This window comes from Streptomyces sp. NBC_00209 (genome assembly GCF_045206345.1).
Lineage (GTDB): Bacteria > Actinomycetota > Actinomycetes > Streptomycetales > Streptomycetaceae > Streptomyces.
Map to the genome: position 1 here is coordinate 2,102,367 of NZ_CP108121.1, position 16,640 is coordinate 2,119,006.

Here is a 16,640-nt window from a genome sequence, read left to right on the forward strand (position 1 = left end):
CCCGAATCGGTGCGTACACAGACTACGGGCAGCGCTCAGCAGACTTCTTCGAGATCGCGCCACTCGCGGCTGTCCGGGCTGTCCGCCACCCAGCCGTCCAGCAGCCCGCGCACCAGACCGGCCGGGGCCGCGAGGCCGCACTCGCGCTCCGGCACCCACAGCTCACCGGCCGTGCGGTGGCCCAGCGGGCCCGGGTGCCCCGGCTCGCTGTGGTCGTGCGGGTCCAGATGCTCGCCGTCGCCCTCGTCGCTCTCCATCCGGCTCTCCGAACAGGAACGGCACAGCAGCCGCACCGACGAGGACCAGTCCTCGGCGGCGAAGCCCGCGTCGGAGGCCAGCTGCTCCAGCGCGTCCCGGTCCGCCTCCGTGGCCGCCTCAAGCAGCACCACCCAGGTCGGCACGGGCGACGGGGCCCACAGCTCGATCTCGTCGAACACCGGGTAGGACGGGCCCGCCGCGGTGATCCGCTCGCCGTTCGGCACCCCGTCGTGCAGCACGACCTCGCCCCAGCGCCGCCCGGACGACGGCAGCGGGATCGACAGCACCTCTATGCGGGCCGGGTCGAGACGGCGGCCCCACACGACCTCGGCCTCGCCCTCCGGCGACAGCCGTACCGCCGCGCTGCCCAGCTCCATGCCCACCGGCTCGCTGCCCGCGGCCGGGGTCTGCTGCCCGCCGCCGGGGACCTTCAGGCCGTACGCCTGCCAGGCGCGGCGCGCCAGCGGCCAGTCCTGAAGGGCGGTCGCGGCGATGCCCACGTTCCACCAGTCCGGCGCCCCGGACTCCTTGTCGAGCAGGGCGACGGCCCGCAGACCGGCGGCCCTCGCCTGTTCCCAGTCGTGCCGGAACTTGTGCAGCAGCGCCAGGTTGAACCACGACTCGGAGAGCCAGGGCTCCAGGTCCGCGGCGCGTGTCAGCAGCGCCCCCGCGTCCTCGTACCGGCCGTCGCCGATCAGCGTGAACGCGCGGTCCGTGGCCTGCCGCCAAGAGGCGGACGGCCGATGCCGTACCTTCCCGAAGATCCTCACGATTCCCGCCTGTCCCGACTGGACACCCTCGTTCTACCGCTCTCTTCGCATCCAACCATGCCGGGCCTGGGGCCCGCTCATTACCCATCGGTTACCCGGGCGGGACGGGGGTCAGACCACCCCGGGCCAGAACCCGGGCCAGCGACTCCACGACCTGCGGCTGGTAGTCGTGCCCGGTGCCGAGCCTGAGCTGTTCCAGCGCGCCCAGTGGCCCGGAGAGACTTTCCCCGCTGAGGTCGTCGTATGCGTTCACCGCCCGGACGATCCTGGCGGACAGCGGCTGCTCGCGGTAGGGATCGGCCTGCCGCTCCACCACGACGGCCACCTTCGCGTCCACCCCGGTCTGCCGGACCACCGCACCGCCGAGCAGCGCGATCCGGCGCTGCTCGGCGGCCGGCAGCAGGGCCGTCGCCCCGTCCGGCACCGGGTCGAGCAGGGAGAGCTGGCCGATGTCGTGCATCAGAGCCGCGTACTCCAGGACGGTGAGCTCCGGCCCGGACAGGCCCATCTCGCGCCCGACGGCCGTGCACAGCTCGGCCACCCGGCGGGCGTGGCCGTGCGGGGTGTAGCCGGCGATCTCGGTGGACCGGGCGAGCGAGGCGATGGTCTGCCGGTACGTGGTGCGCACGGCGGCGAACCTGCGGTACGAGAGCTGGGTGAGCAGCAGCGGTACGCAGAGCACGGGCAGCGCCCACAGCCCGGCGGCGGCCACCCCGAGCGCCATGACCGCGCCGGTCGCGCAGACGGCCGAGCCGATGCCGGTGAGCGCCCGCAGCTCGTCGCGGAGCAGCGGCCCGTACGGGGCGGGGGCGGCGCGGGAGCCACGCGGCCGGGTGCGGGCGCGGTGCAGGAGCGCGGCGAGCACGGCGTCGCAGAGGGCGGTCAGGCCGAGCAGCAGGAGCAGGAAGGCCGCGTAGTACGGGCCGTCGCCGAACCATCGCTCGCTGCGTCCGGCGTTGTACAGCGGCTGGAAGCAGACCGCCGCGAAGGTCACGGTGAGCAGCCGCCGGGCCACCTGGTCGGCGCCCGGCCCGTCGTCCCGGGCCAGCTGCGGCACCGAGGCGACGAGCTGGGCGGCGGCGAGGACGGCGACGACCTGGAGGACCCCGTGGCTGGTGGGCTGCCCGCCGCTGCGCCCGAGCAGGGCGTACGCGAGGGCCCCGGCGGCCCCGAGGGGCGCGGGCTCCCGCTCCCCGGGCAGGGCGCCCCAGCGGGCCAGCTCCCCGATGGTGATGAGGGCGCCGAAGGCGAGGGCGTGCCCCGGATCGTGGACCCCGCGCCACAGGGTGTACCCGAGCCCGGCGGCGGCGAGCAGCAGGGCGGCGCCGCGCACGCCGAGGGTCGCGGGCCCCGGGGTCACCGCGGCCCCTCGGTGGCGTCGGGCGGCTGTGCGGTCAGCGGTGTTTGGAGGGCGCCGACGCCCCCGCCGCCGTCCTCCTCCTCGCGCGGCGGCGGGAGCTGCGCGTCGTCCGCCGTGACGGCCCCGAACCAGCCGTACCGCTCCAGGCCGCGCGCCAGGGCCCGCACCATCTGGGGGTCGAACTGCGTGCCCGCGCACCGCTTCAGCTCCTCCACGGCGACCGGGACCGGCCGGCCCCGCCGGTAGGAGCGGGTCGAGGTCATGGCGTCGAAGGCGTCGGCGACGGCGACGATGCGGGCGCACTCGGGGATGCCCCGGCCGGAGAGCCCGTACGGGTAGCCGCTGCCGTCGAGGCGTTCGTGGTGGTGCAGGATCGCGGCCCTGGCCTCGCCGAGGAAGCCGATGCCCCGGACGATCTCGTGCCCGTACTCCGGGTGCAGCTCGATGACGCGCCGCTCCTCGGGGGTGAGGGGGCCGTCCTTGCGCAGCACGCGGGTGGGGACGCCCAGCTTGCCGACGTCGTGGAGGATGCCGGCGAACCGGAGGACCTCGACGCGTTCCCGGTCGAGGCCCAGTTCATGCGCGATGAGGACGGAGGCGCGGCCGACCCGTTCGCTGTGGCCCCGGGTGTAGGTGTCCTTGATGTCGACGGCCTGGACGAGCGCCCTGATGGTGGCCCGGTGCGCGGCGTGCTCGCGGTGGTACTGGGCGTACACCCAGCAGGAGATGTACATGGGCAGCAGCACGAAGAGCGCGGCGAGCGGCCCGTAGGAGCTGTTCCAGAGGACGGCCATCATCAGCCCGGCGAGGCCGTGGACCAGGTGGGGGGCGAGCGAGCGCGGCAGGAGCCCGCGCCAGGCGCGCCGGACCGGGAGCTGTTCCGCGGCGACCAGGATCGATCCGTCGAGGGTGGCGAGCACGGCGCTGAAGGCGAGGGCCGCCGCGCAGACGGGCAGCAGCGCGTACGGCAGGTCGGGCGGGCTGCCGAGCGCGGCGGGCCCGCCGAGCAGCGCGTGGACCCGGGCGGCCGCCCAGACGGCGAGGGCCAGCTCGGCGGTGCGCCAGATCCGGCGGGCGGCGGCGGGCGGTTTCCCGGCCCGGCCCGCGAGGGAGCCGGGGACGGCGACGAGCGCCGCCGCCGCGGGTGGCAGCAGGAAGGCGGCGGCGAGCAGCAGCGGGAAGAAGGAGCCCGCGCCGACGAAGCCGACGGGGAAGGGGCGGCGGCCGAGGAGTTCGCAGGCGAGGTAGAGCCCGGCGAGCAGGGCGAGGGTGGTCCAGGGGGTGCCGGGGCGCAGGGCGGGCGCGGCGCACAGGGCCGCGCCGAGGGCGACGGCGCCGATATGGGCCCGCGCCGCCCCGCGTGTGGCTCTCACCCTCGCTCGCCCCCCAGCTCCGCTCGTGGAGGGGCCACGCTAACGAGCGGGGCGATCCGGGCGGGTGCCGTTGGGGGCGATTAGCACGTTCGGGTGAAGCGCGGAGGTGAAGCGCGGGGCGTCTACTCCTTGGCGGCGCTCGGGACCTCGGGGCCGGAGACCGTGACGTCCTGTTCCGGCACCGCCTGTCCCGAGCGGATGAGGTCGATGCGGCCCATCACCTTGGAGCGCAGGTCGGCCGGCACGTCGTCCTGGCCGCAGCAGCGCTTCACGAGCTTCTTGACGGCCTGCTCCAGGCCGTATTTCTCCAGGCAGGGGGAGCACTCCACGAAGTGCTCCTCGAACTTGGTGCAGTCGCTGTCGGGCATCTCCCGGTCAAGAAACTCGTAGAGGTGATCGAGGACCTCTGCGCACTCCGTCTCGTGCGGCTCTCCGCAGCTCATGAGCCCGAGCCTTTCCGATCGTCCGACTCCCCGGCGCCGGCCGGGACGAGCCCGCGGTCACGGGCGTAGTCCTCCAGCATGCCGCGCAGTTGACGGCGGCCCCGGTGCAGTCGGGACATCACCGTACCGATGGGAGTCCCCATGATGTCCGCGATCTCCTTGTAGGCAAAGCCCTCGACATCGGCGAGATAGACCGCGATGCGGAACTCCTCCGGGATCGCCTGCAGAGCGGACTTCACGTCCGAGTCGGGCAGGTGGTCCAGGGCCTGCGACTCAGCGGAGCGCAGCCCGGTCGACATGTGCGACTCGGCGCGGGCCAGCTGCCAGTCCTCGATCTCCTCGGCGGCACTGCGCTGGGGTTCGCGCTGCTTCTTGCGGTACGAGTTGATGAAGGTGTTCGTGAGGATGCGGTACATCCACGCCTTGAGGTTGGTGCCCTCACGGAACTGGTGGAAGGAGCCGTACGCCTTGGCATACGTCTCCTGGACCAGGTCCTCGGCGTCCGCGGGATTGCGCGTCATGCGCAGGGCCGCCGAGTACATCTGGTCGAGGAAACCGAGGGCGTCGCGCTCGAAACGCGCGTTGCGCTCGGCCGTCGTCTCCTGCGGGCGGCCGTCGTCGGTCCCTGTGTCGGTCCCTGTGACCGGACCCACCTCCTCCAACGCTGGGGCGGAGCCGAAACCGGACCCGCTCGAATCGGAGAATAGTCGACCTTGGTCCGGCGCGGGCTGTCGTTCCGTCCCGCCGAGTGACCGCTCGGGAGTGGTCTTGGCCGCGTGCAGGACCGTCCACTCCAGGTCAGCGGTGTTCGAGCGACGTGGGCAGATGGTCGAACCCATGCGACGGACTCCCTCTCCACTTACGACGTTGGCGTACCGATGTCCCTCACAACAGCGGCCCCCCTCGGGGCATTCCCGGGTGTGCGAGGGGCCCACGCGTCACGCGAGAGCCGCCAGCCACTCGGTGACGGACGCGGTGAGGATCTCCATCGCCCGCTCCTCGGTGAGCCCGGACTTCTTCGGTACGGAGAAGCCGTGGTCGCCGTACGGCACTTCGGTGATCCGGTAGTCGCCGGGCGGGAATTCGGCGGGCTTCCCGAACGGGTCGTTGCCGCCCTGGACGACGAGGGCGTCCACCCCGCAGCCCAGCAGCTCGTCGGCGCGGGTCTTCTCGGGGCGGCCCGGCGGGTGCAGCGGGAAGCTGAGCGCGAGGACCGCCCGGGCGCCGAGCTCCGCGGCGGTGCGGCAGGCCACGCGGGCCCCGGCGCTGCGTCCCCCGGCGACGACCGGCAGCCCGGGGCCTTCGAGGGCGGGCCAGAGTCCGCGCCAGCCGGCGTCCAGGGTCTTCGGGGCGGGCGCGAGCTTCTTGCCGGCCACCCGCCAGGGCTGCTCCACGAGGGCGACGCTCACGCCGTGCGCGGGCAGGGCGGCGCCGAGGGCCTTGAGGTCGCGGGCCTCGATGCCGCCGCCCGCGCCGTGGCCGAGGGCGAGCACGAGGCGCGGGGCGGGGGCGTCCAGCCAGGTGACGCGGGCGGTGCCGGCCCCGGTCCCGACGGTCTCGGCGCGGGGGGTCACGTCGTCGGTGTTCACGGTGTCCATCCAACCAACACCCGGTGGGCGGTACGGGGATGGCGCGTGGCTCAGAAGAGGGTGCTCACCTCGGGCTCGGCCAGCTCGTCCTTCAGCTCGGGCCCGTTGTTGCGGACGTTGCTGACGGCGGTCGCGACCGGGTAGGCGCGCATCAGGCCGGGCGGCGGCGGTGCCAGCAGGGCACGCAGCTCGTCCATGTCGGTGTGCGAGGGGTCCAGCCAGTCGTCCCAGCGGTCCGGGGTGAGCATCAGCGGCATCCGGGGGTGGATGTCGGAGAGCGAGGCCGGTCCGTCGGCGGGGGCGACGGCGAGCGGGCTGGTCTCCGCCTCGGTGGTGATCACCGAGCAGGTGACCCACCACGCCTGCGGGTGGTCGTCGGGCAGGGTGTCGTCGCGCCAGAACTCGTAGAGACCGGCCATCGCGAAGACCGAGCCGTCGGCCGGGGTCACGAAGTAGGGCTGCTTACGGGGGCGCTTGCGGCGCCCCTTCTCCTCCAGCTGCCGTTCCTCGGCGCCGGTCACCCACTCGTAATAGCCGTCGGCGGGCAGGATGCAGCGCCGGGAGACGAAGGGGCGGCGGAAGGAGGGCTTCTCGTGGACGGTCTCGGCCCGGGCGTTGATCATCCGGGCGGCGCCCTCCGGGTTCTTGGCCCAGGACGGGACGAGCCCCCATTTCAGTGCCCGCATCTGGCGAACCGGGCGCTGGTCGTCCGCGTCTTTCACAGGACGTTCCAGTACGGCGTAGACCTCCTTGGTCGGCGCCACGTTGTAGTCGGGCTCCAGCGCCTCGGCCGGTTCCCACTTCTCCACCTGGAAGAGTCCGGTCAGGTCCTCGGGCCGCCGACTCGCTGCATACCGTCCGCACATAAGTGCCAGACTGCCACGACCGCCGTCCCGAACGGACCCGATCCGGTAAGGAGCCGCCCGCCCCATGGACAGCACCGATCTCGGCAACCTGTGGGACCGCGTCACCGGCACCCAGCCCGCCCCGGAGCAGTGGCTGGTGGTGGTGACCGCGACCGCGGCGCTCATCGCGGTCGTGCCGAACATCCTGTGGCGGATGTCCCGGAACGCGATCACCATCGCGCACGAGGGCGGCCACGGACTGGTCGCCCTGCTCACCGGCCGGCAGCTCTCGGGCATCCGGCTGCACTCGGACACCAGCGGCCTGACGGTGAGCCGGGGCAAGCCGACCGGGATCGGGATGGTGCTGACCGCTGCGGCGGGCTACACCGCGCCCTCGCTGCTCGGGCTCGGCGGCGCCTGGCTGCTGGTGGACGGCCGGATCACGCTGCTGTTGTGGCTGGCGACGGCCCTGCTCGCGGTGATGCTGGTGATGATCCGCAATGTGTACGGGGCGCTGACGGTGATCCTCACCGGTTCGGTTTTCCTGCTGGTCTCGTGGCTGGCCTCGCCCGCCTGGCAGTCGCTGTTCGCGTACAGCGTGGTGTGGTTCCTGCTGCTGGGCGGTGTACGCCCGGTGTTCGAGCTCCAGTCGAAGCGGCGGCACGGCGGGGCGCCGGACTCGGACGCGGACCAGCTGTCCCGCCTGACCGACGTCCCGGCCGCGCTGTGGCTGTTCCTCTTCCACGCGGTGTCGCTGTGCTCCCTGATCGGCGGCGGGCGCTGGCTGCTGGGGCTGTGACCGGGCTCGCTCCGGACCAAACCTCTAGGTCCTGTCTGGAGTTCCCCGTCGTCCGCGCGGAGCGCGGGCGCAGCGGCGGTCGGTGCGTGCGATCGGTGTGCGGGGTCGCAGGTCCTGTGGCGGAGCCACCTGTCCTGCGACCCCGTGCGGCGAGCGTGCGTGCCGGGCGTCGGGGCGCAGGCGGGGAACTCCAGACTGGACCTAAAGTAGGCGCATGACCGAAAGCGCCGTGCACCCCGTCCTCTGGCCCGCCCCCTTCGCGAGCGGGGCCGTCGACGCGACCGTCACGGTGCCCGGTTCCAAGTCGGTCACCAACCGGGCGCTGGTGCTCGCCGCGCTCTCCTCGGAGCCGGGCTGGCTGCGCCGCCCGCTGCGCTCCCGGGACACCCTGCTGATGGCGGACGCGCTCCGCGCCATGGGCGTACGCATCGAGGAGACGGTGTCCTCCAGCTCCGCCGCGACCGGCGCGGCCGCCGGGGCCGAGGCCGCGGGCGAGGCGTGGCGGGTCATCCCGGCCCCGCTGCACGGCCCGGTCACCGTGGACGTCGGCAACGCCGGTACGGTCATGCGCTTCCTGCCCCCGGTGGCCACGCTCGCCGGCGGACCGGTCCGCTTCGACGGCGACCCCCGCTCCTACGAGCGCCCGCTGACCGGGGTGATCGAGGCGCTGCGGGTCCTCGGCGCCCGGATCGACGACGACTCCCGGGGCTCGCTGCCGATGACCGTGCACGGCGGCGGCGCGCTGGACGGCGGCCCGGTCGCGATCGACGCCTCCTCGTCCTCCCAGTTCGTCTCGGCGCTGCTGCTGTCCGCGCCGCGCTTCAACCAGGGCGTGGAGGTCCGGCACACCGGCGACCGGCTGCCCTCGATGCCGCACATCCGGATGACCGTGGACATGCTCCGGGCCGTCGGCGCGCAGGTGGACGAGCCGGAGACCGGCGGCGAGCCGAACGTCTGGCGGGTCTCCCCCTCGGCGCTCCTCGGCCGCGACCTGACCATCGAGCCGGACCTGTCCAACGCCCAGCCGTTCCTGGCGGCGGCGCTGGTCACGGGCGGCCGGGTGACCATCCCGGACTGGCCGGTGCGCACCACGCAGCCCGGTGACGCGCTGCGCGACATCTTCACCGCGATGGGCGGCGGCTGCGAGCTCACCGAGCACGGGCTGACCTTCACCGGCTCCGGCCGGATCCACGGCATCGACGTGGACCTCTCCGAGGTGGGCGAGCTCACCCCGGGCATCGCCGCCGTCGCCGCCCTGGCCGACTCCCCCTCCACGCTGAGCGGCGTCGCCCATCTGCGGCTGCACGAGACGGACCGGCTGGCCGCGCTCACCAAGGAGATCAACGGGCTCGGCGGCGACGTCACCGAGACCGCCGACGGCCTGCACATCCGCCCGCGCCCGCTGCACGGCGGTACCTTCCATACGTACGACGACCACCGGATGGCCACCGCGGGGTCCGTCATCGGCCTGGCCGTCCCCGGAGTGGAGATCGAGAACGTGGCGACAACCGCCAAGACCCTGCCGGACTTCCCGCAGATGTGGGCCGGAATGCTCGGGGCCTGAGACATGCGCCGCTACGGCAAGAACCCCGACGAGGACGACATCCGCGTCCGCCCCAACCGCAAGGGCAACCGCCCGCGCACCCACACCCGGCCCAAGCACGAGGACGCCGAGGACGGCATGGTCCTCACCGTGGACCGGGGCCGCCTCACCGTCCTGGTCGGCGACCGCACGATCGTCGCGATGAAGGCCCGCGAGCTGGGCCGCAAGGCCACGGTGGTGGGCGACACCGTCTCGCTCGTCGGTGACCTGTCCGGGGACAAGGACACCCTCGCCCGGATCGTCCGCATCGGTGAGCGCCGCTCGGTGCTGCGCCGGACGGCGGACGACGACGACCCGTTCGAGCGGGTGGTCGTGGCCAACGCGGACCAGCTGGCGATCGTGACCGCGCTGGCCGATCCGGAACCGCGTCCGCGCATGATCGACCGGTGCCTGGTCGCCGCGTACGACGGGGGGCTCTCCCCGCTCCTGGTGCTGACCAAGTCCGACCTCGCGTCCCCGGACCCGCTGTTGAGCGCGTACACCCCGCTGGGTGTGCCGTTCATCGTCACCAGCCGCGAGGAGCTGGAGAACGGGGACGCGGCCGACCGGGTCCGCGAGCAGCTCAACGACCGGGTGACGGCCTTCGTCGGACACTCCGGCGTCGGCAAGACCACGCTGGTCAACGCGCTGGTACCGAAGGAGAAGCGGCGCACCACGGGGGTCGTGAACGCGGTGACCGGCCGGGGTCGGCACACCACCACGTCCGCCCTGGCGCTGCCGCTGCCGGGCTACCGGGGCTGGGTGATCGACACCCCCGGGGTGCGTTCGTTCGGGCTGAACCACATCGACCCCTCGCGGGTCATCAACGCCTTCCCGGACCTCCAGCCCGGTACGGAGGAGTGCCCGCGCGGCTGCACCCACGACAGCCACGAACCGGAATGCGCGCTGGACGCCTGGGTGGCGGCGGGGCACGCGGATCCGGCGCGGCTGGACTCGCTGCGCCGGCTGCTCTCCACCCGTAACCGGCGCGAGGGCGACTGAGCGGCGACCGGGCCGGGCACGTTTGCGATCACTCGCTTCCGGTAAGTGCATAATCACGCCCAGCGGCACCGGCCGGTGCCGGGCGGTCGGCGATGCGGGAGGGTGCGGACGATGGCATGGCTGCTGGTCGTGGTCGCGGGACTTCTGGAGACCGGGTTCGCGGTCTGCCTGAAGCTCTCGCACGGCTTCACCCGGCTGTGGCCGACCGTCGCGTTCTGCGTCTTCGCGCTCGGCAGCTTCGGTCTGCTCACCATGTCGCTGAAGAAGCTCGATGTCGGGCCCGCGTACGCGGTGTGGACCGGCATCGGCGCGGCGGGGACGGCCATCTACGGCATGATCTTCCTCGATGACGTGGTCTCCACGCTCAAGCTGGTGTCGATCTCGCTGGTGATCCTCGGCGTGATCGGCCTCCAGCTCTCCGGCTCCGCGCACTGACCGCCCAGGGCCCGTGTGGCCCGGCTCGCCGGCGGGTCGATACTGTGACGGCATGCCCGATTACCACGATGATCTGCGCCTGGCCCACGTACTGGCGGACGCCGCCGACGCGGTGACGATGGACCGGTTCAAGGCTCTGGACCTCAAGGTCGAGACCAAGCCGGACATGACGCCGGTGAGCGAGGCCGACAAGGCCGCCGAGGAGTTGATCCGGGGCCATCTGCACCGGGCGCGCCCGCGCGACGCGATCCTGGGCGAGGAGTACGGCATCGAGGGCACGGGGCCGCGGCGCTGGGTGATCGACCCGATCGACGGCACCAAGAACTACGTGCGGGGCGTGCCGGTCTGGGCGACGCTGATCTCGCTCATGGAGGCGGGCGAGGGCGGCTTTCAGCCGGTCGTGGGGGTCGTCTCGGCGCCCGCGTTGAACCGGCGCTGGTGGGCGGCGAAGGGCTCGGGGGCGTACACCGGCCGCAGCCTGACCTCCGCGACCCGGCTCAAGGTCTCCAGCGTGGAGCGGATCTCGGACGCCTCGTTCGCGTACTCCTCGCTGACCGGCTGGGAGGAGCAGGGGCGGCTCGACGGCTTCCTGGACCTGACCCGGGCCTGCTGGCGCACCCGCGGTTACGGGGACTTCTGGCCGTACATGATGGTCGCCGAGGGGTCCGTGGACATCTGCGCGGAGCCCGAGCTGTCGCTGTGGGACATGGCGGCGAACGCGATCGTCGTCCAGGAGGCGGGCGGCCGGTTCACCAGTCTGGATGGAGTGGACGGGCCGGGCGGCGGGAATGGCGCTGCCTCGAACGGCGTGCTCCACCGCGAGCTGCTGGGGTATCTGAACCAGCGTTACTGAGTGCGCTCCGCCCGCAGGGCGGCGTAAAAGCATTCGAGGGGCGTGCGGCGGGGCCGCGCGCCCCTTTTGTGATCTTCGCGACCCCTTGTCGCCTTCCCGCATCGGTGCGACTCTGAACATTCCCCCACTTGTGAACTTGTGAATCGGCTCACGCGGTCGCTTCACCGAGGAGGTGGCACTCTTCATGCTCGTCCGTGACGCCATGAGCACGATGGTCCTCACCATCGGCCCGGCCCATACGCTGCGCCAGGCCGCCCGGCTGATGTCGGCCCGCCGGATCGGGGCGGCCGTCGTCCACGACCCCGATACCTGCGGGCTCGGCATCCTCACCGAGCGCGACATCCTCAACGCCGTCGGCTCGGGCCAGAACCCCGACACCGAGACGGCCTCCGCCCACACCACCACCGACGTGGTCTTCGCCGCGCCCGGCTGGACGCTCGAAGAGGCCGCGGCCGCCATGACGCACGGCGGCTTTCGCCATCTGATCGTCCTCGACGACGGCGGCCCGGTCGGCGTCGTCTCCGTACGCGACATCATCCGCTGCTGGTCCCCGTCCCGCCCCCGCCCGGCCGAACTGGTCGGCTGACCGCCCCCGCGCATGCGACCGGCCCGGCCCCCGGGTGCGGGGCCGGGCCGGTCGTACGGCCGGACAGGCCCCGAGGGGACTCAGGGGCGCAGCGCCTGCACGGCCGCCTCCAGCCGCTTGCCGAAGTCCTCGTCGGCACGGCGGAAGTTGCCGATCGCGCGCTCGGCGATGTCGTCGCGCGATACCTTCGCGATGAAGCCGGACAGGTTGTCGACCAGCCGGGCCTTCTCATCCTCGGACATGAGCCGGTAGAGGTTCCCGGCCTGCACGAAGTCGTCGTCCTCGGCGTGCGGCGGAGTCGGGTGACCACCCGTGACGCCCGAGACGGGGGTGGCGCCCGAGAGCGGCCGGCCCGTCTCGGCGGGGCCGCCGAAGCTGTTGGGCTCGTAGTTCTTCGCGCCCTTGTGGCGGCCGTCGTACAGGTAGCCGTCCCGGCTGTTGGTCCGCGCCTCGGTGGCATGCGGGCGGTTCACCGGGAGGTGGTCGGCGTTGATGCCGACGCGGTAGCGGTGCGCGTCGCCGTACGCGAAGAGACGGCCCTGGAGCATCTTGTCCGGGGACGGACCGATGCCGGGGACGAAGTGCGCCGGGCTGAAGATGGACTGCTCGACCTCGGCGAAGATGTTCTCCGGGTTGCGGTTGAGCTCCAGCTTGCCGATCTCGACCGGCGGGTAGTCCGCGTGCGGCCACACCTTGGTGAGGTCGAACGGATTGAAGCGGTACGTCGCCGCCTCGGCCGCCGGCATGATCTGCACCTGCACCGTCCAGGACGGGAAGTCGCCGCGCTCGATGGACTCGCGCAGATCCCGCTGGTGGCTGTCCGGGTCCACACCGGAGAGGCGGACGGCCTCGTCGGTGGTGAGGGTCTTGATGCCCTGGTCGGTCTTGAAGTGGTACTTGACCCAGAAGACCTCGCCCGCCGCGTTCTGCCACTGGTAGGTGTGCGAGCCGAAGCCGTCCATGTGCCGGTACGAGGCGGGGATGCCCCGGTCGCCGAAGAGCCAGGTCACCTGGTGGGTGGACTCGGGCGAGAGCCCCCAGAAGTCCCAGACGTTGTCCGCCTCCTGGGAGCCGGTGTACGGATCGCGCTTCTGGGTGTGGATGAAGTCGGGGAACTTGATGGCGTCCCGGATGAAGAAGACCGGGGTGTTGTTGCCGACGAGGTCGTAGTTGCCGTCCTCGGTGTAGAACTTCAGCGCGAAGCCGCGCGGGTCCCGTACGGCGTCGGCGGCACCGAGGTTGCCCGCGACGGTGGAGAAGCGCAGGAACGTCTCGGTCTGCTTGCCGACCTCGGAAAGGAAGGTCGCCCGCGTCCACCGCGACACGTCACGGGTCAGCGTGAACGTCCCGTACGCTCCGGCGCCCCGGGCGTGCACCACGCGCTCCGGGATGCGCTCGCGGTTGAAGTGCGCCAGCTTCTCCATCAGCAGCTGGTCCTGCACCAGGACCGGGCCGCCGAGCCCGGCGGTCTCGCTGTTCTGGTTGTCGGCGACCGGTGCGCCTGCCTCCGTGGTGAGCGGTCCCTGCGTCACGTGCGCCTCCTGCGTCGTTTCCGCACGTCATGCCGTCATGCCGTGCCCGCGTCCGGCCTTCCTGTCCTCCGGCCGACGCCGTAAGCGATCCTACATTGGACAAAGTCCAAGTCAACTAAGCATCCAAAGTCGCACCTATTCAAGACCTGGCCCGTGCGCTGCTAGAATGGCGCCCATGAGTGACCTGCTGGAACGACTTCGAGGACGCGGCTGGCGCATGACCGCGCAGCGGCGCGTCGTGGCCGAGGTCCTCGACGGGGACCATGTGCACCTGACCGCCGACGAGGTCCATGCCCGGGCGGTGGCCAAGCTGCCCGAGATCTCCCGCGCCACCGTCTACAACACGCTGGGCGAGATGGTGAGCCTCGGCGAGGTCATCGAGGTCTCCACCGACCGCCGCGCCAAGCGCTACGACCCCAACGCGCACCGCGCCCACCACCACCTGGTGTGCGCGCAGTGCGGCGCCATCCGCGACGTGCACCCGTCGGGCGACCCGCTGGCGGACCTGCCGGCCGGCGAGCGCTTCGGCTTCACGATCTCCGGCGTCGAACTGACCTACCGGGGCGTCTGCCCGGACTGCGCCGCGGCGGCCTGAACGCCGAACCGCCCCCTGCCGGGGGCGGTTTTTTTGCGCGCGCATACGACTGAGGGCCGGATCTTCGAAAAGATCCGGCCCTCGGCCTTCAGTAGCGGGGACAGGATTTGAACCTGCGACCTCTGGGTTATGAGCCCAGCGAGCTACCGAGCTGCTCCACCCCGCGTCGTTGTGTTCACAACCTTACGGGACGGCTCCGACCAGTGCAAATCCGTTCGGGCGGCCCCGGTCGCCCCGGGCTCACGCCGTCAGCTCCTGGTGCAGCGCCTCGCGCAGACGGGCCGCGCGTTCCGCGACCTCCGCCGGGCCCAGCTCGACCGCCCGGGCGCACCAGCGCTGCCCCTCCGCCAGCTCACCGCGGCGCGCGGCGAGCAGGGCAAGGCGCAGCGCCGCCCGCCCGTGGCCGTCGGCGGCGGCGCGAGTCCACCACAGGGCGGCCTCGCGCTCACTGCCCTCGCGGGCCAGGAGCAGCCCAAGGTTGAACGCGCCGTTGCGGCTGCCGGACTCGGCCGCCGCCCGATACCAGTGGCCGGCGCTCTCCACGTCGCCCCGGGAGGCGGCGAGCATGCCGACGCGGACCTGGGAGCGGCGGTGCCCCTGCTCGGCGGCCCGCTCGTACCACTCCTCGCACTCCGTCTTCTCGGGCAGCTGCTCGCCCAGCGCCGGCGGCCCGGGCGGCGGCTGCCGGGCGTCCAGCAGCCCGGCCAGCCGGAAGGCCGCCTCCGCACTGCCGCCGCCCGCCGCGCAGCGCAGGTGGCGCTCCGCCTCCTGCTCCTCGCCGTGGTGCAGGAGCGCCATGCCGACCTGGAGCGCCGCCTCGGTGTGCCCGGCCGCTGCGGCCCGCTCGTACCAGAGCAGGGCGGTGCGGTCCTCGTCGCGCCCGGCGTAGAGGATGCCGAGGTTGAAGGCCGCGTCGACGCTGCCCGCCTCGGCCGCCTTGGAGAACCAGGGCTCGGCGCCGGCCGGGTCGCCGGCCTGGAGCAGGAGCACGGCGAGCGCGTTGGCGGCCTCGCGGTGGCCCGCGTAGGCGGCGCGGCGGTACCACTGCTCGGCCTGGGCAGTGCGGTCCTGGGCGGCGCAGAGCAGCCCGAGGTTGTACGCGCCGTTGACGTCGCCCGCGTCCATGGCCGCGCGGTACCAGCGCTCGGCGGTCTGCTGCTCGCCCCGGGCCGCGTGCAGCGCGCCGAGGGCGTTCGCGGCGTTGCCGTCGCCGTCCTGGGCGGCGCGCAGCCACCACACGGCGGCGCTCTCCCGGTCGCCCGCGTCGCGCAGCAGGAAGCCGAGCGCGCAGGCGGCACGGGCCTCGCCCGCCTTGGCCGACATGAGGTACCAGCGCCCGGCCTCCTTGAGCTCGCCGCGCTGTTCGAGGATCGCGCCGAGGTGCAGGGCGGCGCGCCGGTGACCGCGCGCGGCGGCCTGCCGGTACCACTGCTCGGCCTCGCCGCCGCGCGCGTGGTCGGGGCCGGCGACCGGTCCGTCGCCCTCGGCGGTGCGGCGGGGCGCGACGGGCTCCACAGGCTCGGCGCCGGTGCGCGGGCCCAGGCCGGGGCGAACGAACACCTCGTGCGCGGCGTCGGTGGCATGGCGCTCCACGAGGCGCGCCAGCCGGTAGGCCGCCTCGCGGTGGCCCTGTTCGGCGGCGGCGCGCAGCCAGCGCTCGGCGCCGACGTCGCTGCGGTGCTCCAGGAGGTCGGCGAGGGCGTAGGCGCCGAGCGCGTGGCCCTGCTCGGCGGACTGGCGGAGCCAGTACTCGGCGGCGGGCTCGTCCCCGCGCTCGCGGAAGTGCCGGCCCAGGGCGTGCGCGGCCGCGGCGGAGCCGGCCACGGCGGCGGTGCGCCACCAGCCGGCCGCCTCGTCGGGGTAGCCGCGCTGGTGCAGCAGGACGCCCAGGTTGTTGGCGGCGGCCCGGTCGCCGTCGGCGGTGGCGCCCCGAAGGTAGGGTTCGGCGCCGGCGAGGTCGCCCCGGCGCAGGAGCAGCGCGCCGAGCACGCTCATCGACGCGGTGTCACCGGCGTCGGCCGCGCGGCGGTGGCGTGCCTCGCTCTCCGCTCCGTCCGCGCTCGCCTCGGCCTCCGCCCGCTCGGCGTTCTCCACGCCGTCGGCGGTTTCGATGGTCTCTGCGGTCTCGGCGGTCGCGGCACTCTCCGCGTTCTTGGCGATCTGGGCGGTCTCGGAAGTCTCGGCGCTCTCGATGGTGTCTTTGTACTGCTCGGCGGCAGCGGCAAACACCTCATCCACCAACTTTTCCGCCGGATGGACGTGCCCCCGCGCAAACCGCCCTGTCTTCAACAGAGTTGACCTGTCCCCCATAAATACCATCGTCGCACCACCTGTAACCCGCGTACACCTGGTATATCGCGGTCAGTGACGTCACTTCAGCGTTTTGTCGACATGCCCACAGAGAGACAAGTCAAACACGTCCCCGGCCAACTCGTGCCCCCCGAACCGCACTTCACGCCCACCTCGCGAAACGGGCCGCCACGGCACGACGAAGGCCCGGATCCCCTGGAGGATCCGGGCCTTCGTCTTTCAGTAGCGGGGACAGGATTTGAACCTGCGACCTCTGGGTTATGAGCCCAGCGAGCTACCGAGCTGCTCCACCCCGCGTCGTTGTGTTC

General features: G+C 72.8%; 16 protein-coding genes and 2 tRNA genes. 7 read left to right on the top strand and 11 right to left on the bottom strand.

Going from position 1 to position 16,640, the window contains the following annotated elements:
- Positions 1-35 precede the first annotated feature (35 nt).
- The 7 genes from OG867_RS09160 to OG867_RS09190 form a co-directional block, all read right to left on the bottom strand.
- The gene (locus OG867_RS09160) at positions 36-1,028 is read right to left on the bottom strand and encodes a hypothetical protein (RefSeq protein ID WP_018549909.1); all 993 of its coding nucleotides are present in this window, start codon (positions 1,026-1,028) and stop codon (positions 36-38) included.
- A 91-nt stretch (positions 1,029-1,119) separates the two neighbouring features.
- The gene (locus OG867_RS09165; RefSeq protein ID WP_406284189.1) at positions 1,120-2,388 is read right to left on the bottom strand and encodes an HD-GYP domain-containing protein; all 1,269 of its coding nucleotides are present in this window, start codon (positions 2,386-2,388) and stop codon (positions 1,120-1,122) included.
- Entirely contained in the window at positions 2,385-3,761 is a 1,377-nt protein-coding gene (locus tag OG867_RS09170) for an HD-GYP domain-containing protein (RefSeq protein WP_328902233.1), read from the bottom strand. The genes OG867_RS09165 and OG867_RS09170 overlap by 4 nt, the downstream gene beginning before the upstream one ends.
- Positions 3,762-3,883: 122 nt before the next feature.
- Complete coding sequence (rsrA, locus tag OG867_RS09175) at positions 3,884-4,204, bottom strand: mycothiol system anti-sigma-R factor (RefSeq protein WP_073964051.1); 321 nt, start codon at positions 4,202-4,204, stop codon at positions 3,884-3,886.
- A complete protein-coding gene (locus tag OG867_RS09180; RefSeq protein WP_018105559.1) occupies positions 4,201-4,857 on the bottom strand; it encodes a sigma-70 family RNA polymerase sigma factor in 657 nt (218 codons plus the stop codon). The genes rsrA and OG867_RS09180 overlap by 4 nt, the downstream gene beginning before the upstream one ends.
- A gap of 285 nt (positions 4,858-5,142) precedes the next feature.
- A complete protein-coding gene (locus OG867_RS09185) occupies positions 5,143-5,802 on the bottom strand; it encodes an alpha/beta family hydrolase (RefSeq protein ID WP_328902232.1) in 660 nt (219 codons plus the stop codon).
- Positions 5,803-5,843: 41 nt separating this feature from the next.
- Positions 5,844-6,659, bottom strand: a complete 816-nt coding sequence (locus tag OG867_RS09190) for an SOS response-associated peptidase (protein WP_406284193.1) — start codon at positions 6,657-6,659, stop codon at positions 5,844-5,846.
- Between the two features lie 64 nt (positions 6,660-6,723).
- Here OG867_RS09190 and OG867_RS09195 point away from each other — a divergent pair, with 64 nt between their 5' ends.
- The 6 genes from OG867_RS09195 (at position 6,724) to OG867_RS09220 (ending at position 11,895) form a co-directional block, all read left to right on the top strand.
- Positions 6,724-7,437, top strand: a complete 714-nt coding sequence (locus OG867_RS09195; RefSeq protein ID WP_328902230.1) for a M50 family metallopeptidase — start codon at positions 6,724-6,726, stop codon at positions 7,435-7,437.
- Positions 7,438-7,651: 214 nt separating this feature from the next.
- Positions 7,652-9,001, top strand: coding sequence for a 3-phosphoshikimate 1-carboxyvinyltransferase (gene aroA, locus OG867_RS09200; RefSeq protein ID WP_406284195.1), 1,350 nt, complete (start codon positions 7,652-7,654; stop codon positions 8,999-9,001).
- 3 nt (positions 9,002-9,004) lie between these two features.
- Positions 9,005-10,021, top strand: coding sequence for a ribosome small subunit-dependent GTPase A (rsgA, locus tag OG867_RS09205; RefSeq protein ID WP_328902228.1), 1,017 nt, complete (start codon positions 9,005-9,007; stop codon positions 10,019-10,021).
- A 111-nt stretch (positions 10,022-10,132) separates the two neighbouring features.
- The gene (locus OG867_RS09210; RefSeq protein ID WP_328902227.1) at positions 10,133-10,456 is read left to right on the top strand and encodes a multidrug efflux SMR transporter; all 324 of its coding nucleotides are present in this window, start codon (positions 10,133-10,135) and stop codon (positions 10,454-10,456) included.
- Positions 10,457-10,508: 52 nt separating this feature from the next.
- Complete coding sequence (gene hisN / locus OG867_RS09215; protein ID WP_328902226.1) at positions 10,509-11,309, top strand: histidinol-phosphatase; 801 nt, start codon at positions 10,509-10,511, stop codon at positions 11,307-11,309.
- A gap of 184 nt (positions 11,310-11,493) precedes the next feature.
- Positions 11,494-11,895 (top strand): CBS domain-containing protein, encoded by a 402-nt coding sequence (locus OG867_RS09220; protein ID WP_328902225.1) that lies wholly within the window; start codon positions 11,494-11,496, stop codon positions 11,893-11,895.
- Between the two features lie 80 nt (positions 11,896-11,975).
- Here OG867_RS09220 and OG867_RS09225 read toward each other — a convergent pair whose 3' ends face one another.
- Positions 11,976-13,427: a catalase gene (locus tag OG867_RS09225; RefSeq protein ID WP_406284199.1), complete on the bottom strand. Its 1,452-nt coding sequence runs from the start codon at positions 13,425-13,427 to the stop codon at positions 11,976-11,978.
- A gap of 175 nt (positions 13,428-13,602) precedes the next feature.
- On the opposite strand from OG867_RS09225, the gene OG867_RS09230 reads away from it, so the two are divergent.
- Positions 13,603-14,022, top strand: coding sequence for a Fur family transcriptional regulator (locus OG867_RS09230; protein WP_328902223.1), 420 nt, complete (start codon positions 13,603-13,605; stop codon positions 14,020-14,022).
- A gap of 92 nt (positions 14,023-14,114) precedes the next feature.
- Here OG867_RS09230 and OG867_RS09235 read toward each other — a convergent pair.
- From OG867_RS09235 to OG867_RS09245, 3 genes are all read right to left on the bottom strand, one after another.
- Positions 14,115-14,188: transfer RNA gene (locus OG867_RS09235), tRNA-Met, on the bottom strand.
- A gap of 74 nt (positions 14,189-14,262) precedes the next feature.
- Positions 14,263-16,341 (bottom strand): tetratricopeptide repeat protein, encoded by a 2,079-nt coding sequence (locus OG867_RS09240; protein WP_328902222.1) that lies wholly within the window; start codon positions 16,339-16,341, stop codon positions 14,263-14,265.
- 214 nt (positions 16,342-16,555) lie between these two features.
- Positions 16,556-16,629, bottom strand: a tRNA-Met gene (locus OG867_RS09245).
- Positions 16,630-16,640: the final 11 nt, after the last annotated feature.